Source organism: Luteimonas panaciterrae (genome assembly GCF_020511115.1).
Classification (GTDB): domain Bacteria; phylum Pseudomonadota; class Gammaproteobacteria; order Xanthomonadales; family Xanthomonadaceae; genus Luteimonas; species Luteimonas panaciterrae.
Genome location: NZ_JAJAVH010000004.1, coordinates 353,424 through 365,560, shown reverse-complemented (window position 1 = coordinate 365,560; position 12,137 = coordinate 353,424). Strand labels below are relative to the sequence as shown.

The window sequence follows — 12,137 nt, the reverse complement described above, 5'->3', positions numbered from 1 at the left end:
GTTTGAGGGCTGGCATGCAATTCAAAGACTATTACCAGACACTGGGCGTGGAGCCGAACGCGGGCGAGGCGGAGATCAAGACCGCGTATCGCAGGCTGGCGCGCAAATACCATCCTGACGTCAGCAAGGAAGCGGGCGCCGAGGAACGGTTCAAGGCCGTCAATGAGGCTTACGAAGCGCTGCGCGATCCGCAGAAGCGCGCCGCCTACGATCAGCTGCGTTCGCGTGGCTACCGGCCGGGTGATGAAGTGCAGTCGGCGCCCGGCGGTTTCGGCAACGGCGGCGGTTACGATTTCGATGAAATCTTCGCGAGTGGCGCCGGTGGTGCCGGCGGCGGATTCAGCGATTTCTTCGAGGGCCTGTTCGGTCGCGGCGGTTTCGGCGCGGCGCAAGGCGCGCATCGGCCGCCGCCGCGCGGGCATACGCGCGCGAAGCTGGCGGTGCCGCTGGAGGTGGTTCATGCCGGTTCGAGCGTGCGCATCAGCGTCAACAACAAAGCGCTGGATGTGCGCATCCCCAAGGGCATCCGGCCGGGGCAGCTGATCCGGCTCGCAGGGCAGGGAGAGCAGGGCGATCTGCTGCTGGAAATCGAATACGCCGCGCATCCGCAGTTCGAGGTGGACGGGCGCAACATCATCTACACGCTGTCGGTGGCGCCGTGGGAAGCCGCGCTGGGAGCAACGATCAATGTTCCGACATTGGGTGGTCAGGTCGAACTGAAGATCCCCGCGGACTCGGAAGCCGGCCGCAAGCTGCGCCTGCGTGGCCGAGGCTTGCCCGGGAGCGGCGGCGCGGCTGCCGGAGACCAGATCGTGGAACTGGAAGTGGAAGCGCCCAAGCCGAGCAATGACGGACAGCGCAAGGCCTATCGCCAATTGGCCGAGGCGTTCGCGCAGGACTGGCGCGGCGATTGATGCCTTCCTTCTCCGCGAAGGGAAGGAAGGCGGAGCATCAGGCGATCAGTTCGGCGATGACCTTGGCCAGATCGGCTTCGCTGAAGGGCTTGGTGAGATAGGCCTTGGCGCCCTGGCGCAGGCCCCAGACGCGATCGGTGTCCTGATCCTTGGTCGTCACCAGCACGACCGGGATCTTCGCGGTGCGCGGATCGCGTGTGATCGAACGGGTGGCCTGGAAGCCGTTGAGGTTCGGCATCACCACGTCCATCAGGATCAGGTCGGGCAGCTCGCGTTGCGCGAGTTCGACGCCGGCGGCGCCGTCCTCCGCGGTCAGGGCCGCGTGTCCGAGCTTCTCGATGATGCGGCGGATGCCCATCAGTTGTGACGGCGAATCGTCAACGATCAGGATGCGCGCCATGAGACTCCCCGAGTTGGTGCGGTCCGATTGTAGCCGTGCCCGTTGACCGGACAAGCGGCCAATGGTCTAGAGCGTGACCAGAGTCCGGCCGAACGAGCCCCCGGCCAGCATGGTGTCGAAGACTTCGGGCAATTGTCGCAGTGTCACTTCGCGCGTGCAGATGCGGTCGAGATGACGTGGCTTCCAATCCGAAGCCAGCAGACGCCAGACCTCCTCGCGGATGTCGCGCGCGGTGCCGGCCGAGGCCACGCCCAGCAGCGAGACGCCACGAATGATGAAAGGCATCACGGTTGTCGGCAGGTCGTGCGTGGCGGCGAGCCCGGCGCTGGCGACGTTGCCGTACGGGACCGTCTGCGCCAGCAGGCTGGCCAGCATCGCGCCGCCGACGTTGTCCAGGCCGCCGCCGAAACGCGCCGTCTCCATCGGCCGCTTCGTGGCGAGCGCGTCGCGGCCGAGCACGGTGTGGGCGCCGATGGATGTCAGGTAGTCGGCGTGCTCCGGCTTGCCGCTGATCGCGTGCACTTCGAAACCGGCGCGGCTGAAGATGTCGATCGCGAGCGAGCCGACGCCGCCGCTGGCGCCGGTCACGGCGAGCGGGCCGAGTTCGGGTGTCTGCCGGTTCTCGCGCATGCGGAACAGTGCGAGCGCGGCGGTGAAGCCGGCGGTGCCGAGGATCATGCTTTCGCGCAGGCTCAGGCCAGATGGCAGCGGAATGGCCCAGCGCGATTCCAGGCGCGCATATTCGGAATAGCCGCCATCGCGGGTTTCGCTCAGGCCGGAACCGGTAGCGAGGACCGCATCGCCTTCCTTGAACGCCTTGTCGGTGGAGGCGACGACGTGTCCAGCCACGTCGATGCCGCCGACCAGAGGGAATGTGCGCAGGATCTTGCCCTTGCCGGTACCGGCGAGCGCGTCCTTGAAGTTGACCGAGGAATGCGCGGTCTTGATGACGATTTCGCCGGGCGCCAACGCTTCGAGCGCGATCTCCTCGATTCCGCTGCGGTAACCGGCATCGTCGTCGTGGATGCGGAAGGCCTTGAACGCGGATGGGATCGTCATCGTCGTGCCACCTACTTTCCGAATGATCAGATCAAGATTACCGCAACTCTTTGCGACGCTTCTCGTCCATCCACTTGTCGGCGTGTGCCGGCTGGTACTCGCGCATCCATGCGAACAGCGTATCGAGATCGCTGCCATGCCAGAGATCGTGGCGCTGGTCGGGATGCAGGAAGCGCTCCTCCACCATGCGATCGATCATCGTCATCAGCGGGGAGTAGAAATTCTCGACATCGAGGAACGCGCAGGGCTTCTGGCCGAGGCCGAGCTGGCGCCAGGTCAGCATCTCGAACATCTCATCGAGCGTGCCGAAACCGCCGGGCAGGGCAACGAAAGCATCGGCCAGGTCGAACATGCGCGCCTTGCGTTCGTGCATCGAGCCGACGATTTCCAGTTTGGTCAGGTCGCGGTGCGCGACTTCCCAGTTCACCAATTGCTGCGGGATGACGCCGATCGCTTCGCCGCCGGCCTCGAGCACCGCATCAGCCACGATGCCCATCAGGCCGACGTTGCCGCCGCCGTAGACGAGGGTGAGTTTTTCCTGGGCGATGCGCGTTCCCAGCGCCATCGCACGGTCGGCATAGGCGGGTTTGTTGCCGGCGTTGGAACCGCAGTAGACGCAGATCGACTTCATGTTCGTTTCTTGTCCTCTAAATGCAGAACGGCGCACTGGGTGCGCCGTTCCGGTGTATCACGTGTCGCTTAGTTCGTCTTGTGAATGGCGCGCTTGTCGACCGCCATCGCCGCGTCGTGGATCGATTCGGACAGCGTCGGATGGGCGTGGCAGATGCGGGCGAGGTCGTCGGCGGAGCCCTTGAACTCCATCGTCAGCACGCCTTCGTGTACCAGCTCCGACACGCCGACGCCGACCAGATGCAGGCCGAGCACGCGATCGGTTTCCGCATGCGCGATCACCTTCACGAAGCCCGCGGGTTCGGCCATCGCGACGGCGCGGCCAAGCGCGGCAAAGGGGAAGCTACCGGTCTTGTACGGCACGCCCTCGGCCTTGAGCTGTTGCTCGGTCTGGCCAACCCAGGCGATTTCCGGTTCGGTGTAGATCACCCACGGAATGGTGTCGTAGTTGACGTGGCCGGGCAGGCCCGCGATCAGCTCGGCCACCGCGATGCCTTCCTCGAAGCCCTTGTGCGCCAGCATCGGGCCGCGCACGCAGTCGCCGATGGCCCAGACGCCGTCGACGCCGGTGTGGCAATGCTCGTCGACCTCGATCACGCCGCGCTCGTTGAGCTTGACGCCGGTGCCGTCGGCCAGTAGCCCCTTGCTGGCGGCGCGACGGCCGACGGAGACGAGCAGCTTGTCGACGGTGAGAGTCTTCTCGCCTTCGGCGTCGGTGTAGGTGACTTCGACGGTCTTCGACTTGCCTTTGCTCTTGATCTCGGTCTTGCTGACCTTGGCGCCGAGGCGGATGTCGAGGCCCTGTTTCTTGAATTCGCGCGCGGCGGTCTTGGCGACCTCGGCGTCGGCGGCGGCGAGGAAGTCGGGCAGGGCTTCGAGGATGGTGACCTCGGCGCCCAGGCGCTTCCACACGCTGCCCAGTTCCAGGCCGATCACGCCGGCACCGATCACGCCCAGGCGCTTCGGCACTTCGGTGAAGTCGAGCGCGCCGACGTTGTCAACGATGGCATCGCCGTCGAACTTGGCGAACGGCAGTTCGATCGAATCCGAACCGGCGGCGAGGATGACGTTCGTGCCCTTGAGCTCGACCTCGGAGCCGTCGTGCTGCTTCACCTTGACGATGTTGCCGGGCTGCAGCTGGCCGTAACCATAATACGGTGTGACCTTGTTCGCCTTGAACAGCATCGCGATGCCGCCGGTGAACTGCTTCACGATCTTGTCCTTGCGACCGACCATGGCGCCGATGTCGATCTTGGCGTCCTTGACGCTGATGCCGTGTTCGCCGAACAGATGCTGCAGGTTGTAGAACTGGCGCGAACTGTCGAGCAGCGCCTTCGACGGAATGCAGCCCACGCGCAGACAGGTGCCGCCGAGAGCGGGCTTGCCGTCCTTGCCGAGCGCGGCGTCGATGCAGGCGGTCTTCATGCCCAGCTGCGCGGCGCGAATGGCGGCGTGGTAGCCGGCAGGGCCGGCGCCGATGACGATGACGTCGAATTGTTCAGCCATTTCTGATTACCTCGGGAGACGAGAGAAGGGAAGAGGGAGACGCGAAGAGCGGGAGATTCCGTCTCCCGTCTCTCGTCCCCCGTCTCCCGGCATCACATGCCGAGCAGCATGCGGCTCGGATTCTCGAGCTGATTCTTGATGTCGACCAGGAACAGCACCGCGTCCTTGCCGTCGATGATGCGGTGATCGTACGACAGCGCGATGTACATCATCGGCGCGGCGACGACGGCGCCGTTCTCGACGATGGCGCGTTCCTTGATCGCGTGCATGCCGAGGATTGCCGACTGCGGTGGATTGACGATCGGCGTGGACATCAGCGAACCGAAGGTGCCGCCGTTGGTGATGGTGAAGGTGCCGCCCTGCAGGTCGTCGAGCGAGAGCTTGCCGTCGCGCGCCTTCTTGGCGTAGTCGCCGATGGCCTTCTCGATGTCGGCGAAGCCCAGGCGTTCGACGTTGCGCACGACCGGCGTCACCAGACCCTTGTCGGTGGACACGGCGATCGAGATGTCGGCGTAGCCGTGATAGATGATGTCATTGCCGTCGACCGAGGCGTTGACGACCGGATGGCGCTGCAAGGCGTTGGCGGCGGCCTTGGCGAAGAAGCTCATGAAGCCGAGCTTGATGCCGTTGGCCTTCTCGAAGGCTTCGCCAAGCTCCTTGCGCATCGCCATCACCTTGCCGAGGTTCACCTCGTTGAAGGAGGTGAGCATGGCGATGGAGTTCTTCGACTGCATCAGGCGCTCGGCGATGCGGGCGCGGATGCGGGTCATCGGGACGCGCTCCTCGGGACGGGCGCCGCCGGACACGCCGGCGGTCTTGCCACTGGCGTAATTGATCAGGTCTTCCTTGGTGACCGCGCCGCGGCGACCGGTGCCTTCCACCTGCGAAGGATCGATGCCTTCCTTCTCGGCGGTGAAGCGGGCGCCTGGCGGCAGTTCGGAGCTACCCGACACGGAAGCCGGACGCGTGCTCGCCGGTGCGGCGGCCGCAGCCTTGCTGGCCTCGGCCTTCGGCTGCACCTGCTCGGCGCCGGCGGCGGGCTTTTCAGCTGCCTTGGGTTGCTCGGCGGCGGGCTTGGGCGCTTCGGCCGCAGCTGCCGCGCCTTCCTCGATCACCGCGATGATCTGCTGACTGGTGACGGTGGCGCCTTCCTCGAATTTGATTTCCTTCAGCACACCGTCGACGGTGGAGGGCACTTCCAGCACGACCTTGTCGGTTTCCAGGTCGACCAGGTTCTCGTCGCGCTTGACCGCGTCGCCGACCTTCTTGTGCCACGAGGCGATGGTGGCGTCGGAGACGGATTCGGGGAGGACCGGAACTTTGATTTCGGTGGCCATGTGCGGCGTCCTGGAAACTTTAAAAGGGGAGTTACTCGGCAACCGCCGAGCCGTTGAACGGATTGACCAGCGCGTCGGCGACCAGCTTCAGCTGCTCGGCGACATGGTCGTTGAGATGACCCGCGGCGGGCGAGGGCGAGCGCGGGCGGCCGGCGTAGTGCAGCACCTGCTTCTCGGCCAGGCAGGCGTTGAGGTGGTGACGGATCTGATACCACGCGCCCTGGTTCTGCGGCTCTTCCTGGCACCACACCACGTCCTTGGCCTTGGCGTAGCGCTTGAGCTCGGCGGCCAGCAGTTCGCGCGGGAACGGGTAGAGCTGTTCGATGCGGATGATGGCGACATCGTCCTGGCCGCGCTTGGTCGCGTCCTCGAGCAGGTCGTAGTAGACCTTGCCGGAGCACAACACCACGCGCTTGACCTTCTTCGCGTCGGCCTTGGCGTCCGGGATCAGGTGCTGGAATTCGCCGTTGGCGAGCTCGTCCAGCGTGGAGACGGCGAGCTTGTGGCGCAGCAGCGACTTCGGCGTCATCACCACCAGCGGCTTGCGCGTGGTCATGCACAGCTGACGGCGGATCATGTGGAAGGCCTGCGCCGGTGTGGTCGGCACGCAGACGAGCATGTTCTCCAGCGCGCACAGCTGCAGGAAGCGTTCCAGGCGCGCCGAACTGTGCTCGGGGCCTTGCCCTTCGTAGCCGTGCGGCAGGAACAGCGACAGGCCGCTGATGCGTCCCCACTTGGCTTCGCCGGAGGAGAGGAACTGGTCGATCACCACCTGCGCGCCGTTGGCGAAGTCGCCGAACTGCGCTTCCCAGATGTCGAGCGTGTCGGGATCGGCGGTGGAGTAGCCGTATTCGAACGCCATCACCGCTTCCTCGCTGAGCAGCGAGTCGATGATGGTGACGTCTTCCGGATTGTCGACCAGCTGACGCAGCGGCAGGTAGTAGCTGTCGGTCTTCTGGTCGTGGAGGATGGCGTGGCGATGGAAGAACGTGCCGCGGCCGGAATCCTGGCCGACCAGGCGCAGGCGATGGCCATCGGCGAGCAGGGTGGCGTAGGCGAGGTTTTCGGCGAAGCCCCAGTCGGCGTCGAGTTCGCCGGCCGCCATCTTCACGCGGTCCTCGTAAATCTTGGCCACGCGCGCGTGCAGCGTGACGCCGCCCGGAATGGTGTTGATGAGCTTGGCCAGCTCGTCGAGCTTCTTGCGCTTGACCGTGGTGTCGACCGGATCGGTGATGCGGCCGGACAGCAGCTTCGACCAGTCGATGGCGAATTCGTCGGGCTTGGGCGTGGCCAGCTCGGTGGTGACTTCACCGGCATCGAGCTTGTTGCGATAGCCGTCGACGATGCTCTTGGCTTCCTCGGCCTGGATGGTGCCGGCATCGACCAGGCGCTGCGTGTACAGCTCGCGCGGCGTCTTGAGCGCGCGGATGATCTGGTACATCAGCGGCTGCGTCGCCGCCGGCTCGTCGGCCTCGTTGTGGCCGTGGCGGCGATAGCAGACCAGGTCGAGCACGACATCCTTCTTGAAGCGCTGACGGAAGTCGTAAACCAGTTCGGCGCAGAACACCACGGCTTCGGGATCGTCACCGTTCACGTGCAGCACCGGTGCGCCGACCATCTTGGCGACGTCAGTGCAGTACAGCGTGGAGCGGGCGTCGTCACGTGCGCTGGTGGTGAAGCCGACCTGGTTGTTGATGACGATGTGGACGGTGCCGCCGACGGCGAAGCCGCGCGCCTGCGACATCTGCAGCAGTTCCATGCCCACGCCCTGGCCTGCGAAGGCGGCGTCGCCATGCAACAGCACCGGCAGTACGCGCTGGCGTGAGATATCGCCGAGGCGGTGCTGGCGCGAACGCACGCTGCCGGCCACCACGGGATTGACGATTTCCAGATGCGAGGGGTTGAACGCCAGCGCGACATGCACCGGGCCACCCGGCGTGGCGACGTCGGCGGAGAAGCCCATGTGGTATTTGACGTCGCCGGTATGGGCGCGGTCGTCGTCGGTGTGCTCGAACTTGCCTTCGAATTCATCGAACAGCTTGCGCGGATTCTTGCCGAGCGTATTGATCAATACGTTGAGACGGCCGCGGTGGGCCATGCCGATCACCATGTCGCGCACGCCATCGCTGCCGGCGCGACGCACCATATTGTCGAGCAGCGGGATCAGCGCGTCGCCGCCTTCCAGCGAGAAGCGCTTCTGGCCGACGTATTTGGTGTGCAGGTAGCGTTCCAGGCCCTCGGCAGCGCTGAGGCGCTCGAGGATGCGGCGCTTTTCTTCGCCGCTGCGGTGGTAGTTGCCACCGGCCGCTTCCAGGCGCTCGTACATCCAGCGACGCTGGTCGGCGTCGGCGATATGCATGAACTCGGCGCCGATCGAACCGCAGTAGGTGGAGCGGAGCAGGCCGACCAGGTCGCGCAGGCGCATCCGCGCCGGGCCGCCGAAGGTGCTGGTGTCGCCGCCGGGGCCGGTGCCGAACTCGGTGTCGAGGTCGGCGTCGGTGAGGCCGTGGAAATGCAGGTCGAGGTCCGGAGCCTCCGGCTTGGCCGTCATCTTCAACGGATCGAGATCGGCCTGCAGGTGGCCGCGCGAGCGGTAGGCGGTGATCAGCTTGAGCACCGAGCCTTGCTTGCGCGAATTCTCGCTGTCGACCACACCGCCGGCGGTGACGGTCGGTGCCGCGCCGCGCAGGTCGCTGGCGGCTTGCACGATGCGATCCATGATCGCCGAGTGCGGGACGTCACCCGCCTCGCGGCCCTTGAAGGTATCGAACCAGCTTTTCCATTTCGGCCCCACGCTGTCGGGGGCGACCAGGTACTGCTCGTACAGTTCCTCGATGTAGGCGGCATTGGCGCCGAGCTGCGAGGACTGCGCAAACTGCTTCAGGAGACTGTCCACTCTGGCTTTTTTTCTGGCTCGATGGCGGGGCAAATGCCTGATCCGGCGGGGAATTCGACAAACCCGGGAAGAGGCGCGGTTGGGATCGTTAAATTATAGCCGCAGCGTTTGCCGCGGTGCATCATGACGTGCGTCACGATGAGGGGTCGGGACAGCCCCCATCCAGGATTCATGAGGGGTCGCCGGGCTCCAGCAGCTGGTAGTGGCCGCCTTGCAGCAGTTCGAAGATGGCGTCGCGCCCGCGCTCGGACAAGGCCGAGTAGGCGGTGCCATCGAATGCGGCCGAAGCGGCGATGGCCTGCGCGTCGCGCACCGGCAGGGCATACACCTGGCCGGCCGCATAGAGCGATGCGCCGCGCTTGCCGCGGCGCCAGGCCATGCGCGTCCAGGGATGGCGCTGCAGGATGAAGCCCTGCCGCAGGTCCCATTCGATCTCGATGCGGGAGCGGCCATCGTCCGAGGGCACGGCTTCGCCGGCGCTGCGATACAGGGTGATGAAGCGGCCGAACCAGTCGCCGAGCCGGTCCGGATCGCTCATGCGCAGCACGTTCAAGGCTTCGATCACGCGCCGCATCGCGGCCTCGTCGATCTCGTTGGCGTCCTTCGGCGGGGTGAGATCGGCATCGCCGTAACGGAGTGTTTCATCCGCATCGGCGGCGAGGGTGTCGATGTAGTCGCCCATCAGCTCGGCGGCCGACGGGGCGCGCATGCCGATCGAGAACGTCAGGCAGGGATCCTCGGCAACGCCGTGGTGCGGCACGCCCGGCGGCAGGTAGAGCATGTCGCCAGGGCCGAGCACCCAGTCGTGGGTGGGGGTGAATTCGCGCAGCAGCTTGATGTCGACGTCGTCGCGGAAGGCCGTGGGCGGATTGGGGCCGGCGTCGATCTGCCAGCGCCGGTGGCCCTGTCCCTGCAGCAGGAATACGTCGTATTGATCGACGTGCGCGCCCACCGAGCCTCCGGTGGCGGCGAAGCTGATCATGACGTCGTCGATGCGCCAGCGCGGGATGAAATCGAACGCCGGCAGCAGGGCGGCGACGTCGGCGTCCCATTTGTCGACATCCTGCACCAGCAGGGTCCAGTCGTGATCGCCGAGGCCGGGGAATTCTTCTTCCGCGAACGGGCCGTGTCGCACGCTCCAGGCGTCGCGGGCGCGGTCGTAGGTGATCAGGCGCGAGAGCGCGGCTTCCTCGCAGGCGAGGCCGGCGAGATCCTCGGGTTCGAGGGGCGAGACGAAGCCAGCGAAGGCGTTGCGGATCAGCAGCGGGCGCTTTTGCCAGTAGTCGCGCAGGAATTCGGCCGGCGGCATGCCGAGCGGCTGGCGCGCGGAGGCATCGATTTCGATGGCGGGAGCGGGGGAGCGTCGTGTCATCGGGGCGGCGCGGCGGCTTCGGTCGGTTGCGGGTTTCCGGCGCCTGCGCCTGCACGGAGAGACGGTGTGCGCGGTTTTGCGAATGATACTCCGAAGCACGGGGCGGCCGTCCTCGTCGCGCGCGGGAACGTCCGTGGACGCGACGCGCGCGCCCACGGAGCGGATGCCGCATCAGACGGCCGGCACCGTCACTTCATAGTCGCAGGACACGTTATAGGCATTGCCGATCGCCTTGACCTTGGCGCGCGAGTAGCCGAGTGCCGCCGCCGCGTTGATCACGGCCTGGGCCGCGTCCTTCTGGTTGGTGTCGCCGCTGGTCATGGTCAGGCCGGCCAGGAAGGCCTTGTCCATGTCACGGGCACCCACCGCCTTGCGCGCCACCAGATTGCACGAGGACCAATACTGCCCGGCGGTGTGGCCGAAGCCGATGTCGGGATAAGTGTGAGTGAGATGCCAGTTGGTGACGCGGCCGTCCCAGAACGGATTGTGGCCGTCCCAATTGAACACCCACTCGTAGGCTTCCTCGCCGGGTTGCCACTGGCCCGCTTGGTCACGGCTGTAACCGGCCGCGAGATAGTCGCCCACGCCTTCGGACAGGCCTTCCACCTGCGAGAGATTGCCGTCGGTGAGCCAATCGTGCAGACCATGACCGAGTTCGTGGACCACCACATCGGCGTCCTGGGCATCGTCGACGCCGCCTTCGCCGAAGGACAGATCGCCGGCCAGACGCGAATAGCGCGAATTGTCCGAACCGAAGAAGCCATGTGGATCGAAGCGCACGCCGCCCTTGTACTGATAGGGCACCACGGCGATCTTCAACGTGTTGTTGACGTAGCGCATGTAGCTGTCGATATGGAAGTACGCATTGACGGCGTCGAAGTTCACGTGGTCGCGCGCGTAGTGGAAATTGCGCTCCTTCTGGTTCGGGCAGGCGTTGTCGTTGGGCTCTTCGATGTCACGGCAGTCGGCGAAGGGGCCGGTGAGGCGGAAAGTGCGTTGACCGGGCAGATAGCTGATGTCGCGCAACAGGATGGTGCGCAGCTGCGCGGTCAGCTCGGGCGTGTTGGCGTTGTCGCCGTCGGTGTAGCCCGCATCGTCATAAGCCTTGCGCGCGGAGGATAACGGGTCGGGCTGGAACACCCAACCACTGGCGACGGTGGGCTGGGCATTCGCATACAGTGTGGTGTCCTCGGCGCGCACCACCTCGCCGCTGCGCTCGTCGACGAGCACTTCCCAGCGATCGGCTTCCACGCGCCAGGCAATCATGGTCTTGCCTTGCGGATCGCGATAGACCACGCGCTCGGCTCTCTGATGATGCAGTGGCTTGCCGCCCAGATAATCGCGGGCGATCGTGGTCGCGCGACTCTGATCGAATCCGCCGCTCTTGGCGACAGTCACCGGTGCCAATCCGCGCACGGCACGGTTGCTGACATAGAGGATGTTGCCGCTGTCCTGCACCGTGACGGCGATATCGCTGCCATAGACCGGCATGCCTTGTTGCTGTTGGCGATAGCGCACCACCGAGAAGCCCGGAAAACTGCGCACGCGGATCTGCTGCAGATCGCTGAGCGCATCCTCCTTCAAGCCGAGGACATCATGGCGGGCCACCAGATATTCGTATGCGGCACTCGCCGCGGCTGCCTCGCGCTGCGAGTCGCTGGCGCCTGTCTTCAGACTGGTGGGCGCCACGAAATTCGGCTGGTACAGGCTGATGACGGAGCCGTCGCCGCGATAACGGCCATCGCGCTTGACGATGCCGCGCTCCGGCGTCGCGACGTTCTTCGTCAACGACATGGCCTGTTTGGAGACCGCAGATGGCTTGGCGGCATGAGAGGCGGTGGCGAACGACAGCGCGATCGCGCCGGCGAGCAGACACGGTTGCAGGACGTGCATATCGGATTCCTCGAGGGTGAGCAGGGGCCGGCGACATTGCGACTGCCGGTGAGCATCGAAGGCGCACCGCATCCACCGCCCTCGGGCGACCCAATCGCCGCTGCAGAATCCCCTTCATTCCCGCCGTGTG

The 12,137-nt window shown here is 65.7% G+C and carries 9 protein-coding genes; 1 reads left to right on the top strand and 8 read right to left on the bottom strand.

The genetic code is table 11. The features are described 5' to 3' along the window. The first annotated feature begins 14 nt into the window (after window positions 1-14). Window positions 15-914, top strand: coding sequence for a DnaJ C-terminal domain-containing protein (locus LG367_RS06525; protein WP_226468413.1), 900 nt, complete (start codon window positions 15-17; stop codon window positions 912-914). Window positions 915-951: 37 nt separating this feature from the next. Here the strand turns inward: LG367_RS06525 and LG367_RS06520 are convergent, their stop codons facing one another. The 8 genes from LG367_RS06520 to LG367_RS06485 all read right to left on the bottom strand — a co-directional run bounded on the left by LG367_RS06520 (window position 952) and on the right by LG367_RS06485 (window position 12,007). Beyond that, on the bottom strand, window positions 952-1,314 hold the full coding sequence (locus tag LG367_RS06520; RefSeq protein WP_226468412.1) for a response regulator: 363 nt from the start codon (window positions 1,312-1,314) through the stop codon (window positions 952-954). 66 nt (window positions 1,315-1,380) lie between these two features. Continuing rightward, window positions 1,381-2,373: a YhdH/YhfP family quinone oxidoreductase gene (locus LG367_RS06515; protein ID WP_226468411.1), complete on the bottom strand. Its 993-nt coding sequence runs from the start codon at window positions 2,371-2,373 to the stop codon at window positions 1,381-1,383. 37 nt (window positions 2,374-2,410) lie between these two features. After that, complete coding sequence (locus LG367_RS06510) at window positions 2,411-3,004, bottom strand: LOG family protein (protein WP_226468410.1); 594 nt, start codon at window positions 3,002-3,004, stop codon at window positions 2,411-2,413. 68 nt (window positions 3,005-3,072) lie between these two features. Further along, complete coding sequence (gene lpdA, locus LG367_RS06505; RefSeq protein WP_226468409.1) at window positions 3,073-4,509, bottom strand: dihydrolipoyl dehydrogenase; 1,437 nt, start codon at window positions 4,507-4,509, stop codon at window positions 3,073-3,075. A gap of 92 nt (window positions 4,510-4,601) precedes the next feature. Then, window positions 4,602-5,846, bottom strand: a complete 1,245-nt coding sequence (gene sucB / locus LG367_RS06500) for a dihydrolipoyllysine-residue succinyltransferase (RefSeq protein ID WP_226468408.1) — start codon at window positions 5,844-5,846, stop codon at window positions 4,602-4,604. A gap of 31 nt (window positions 5,847-5,877) precedes the next feature. Then, window positions 5,878-8,742, bottom strand: coding sequence for a 2-oxoglutarate dehydrogenase E1 component (locus tag LG367_RS06495; protein ID WP_226468407.1), 2,865 nt, complete (start codon window positions 8,740-8,742; stop codon window positions 5,878-5,880). A 169-nt stretch (window positions 8,743-8,911) separates the two neighbouring features. Next, a complete protein-coding gene (locus LG367_RS06490) occupies window positions 8,912-10,114 on the bottom strand; it encodes a cupin domain-containing protein (RefSeq protein WP_226468406.1) in 1,203 nt (400 codons plus the stop codon). Window positions 10,115-10,285: 171 nt separating this feature from the next. Beyond that, window positions 10,286-12,007: a hypothetical protein gene (locus LG367_RS06485; RefSeq protein ID WP_226468405.1), complete on the bottom strand. Its 1,722-nt coding sequence runs from the start codon at window positions 12,005-12,007 to the stop codon at window positions 10,286-10,288. Window positions 12,008-12,137: the final 130 nt, after the last annotated feature.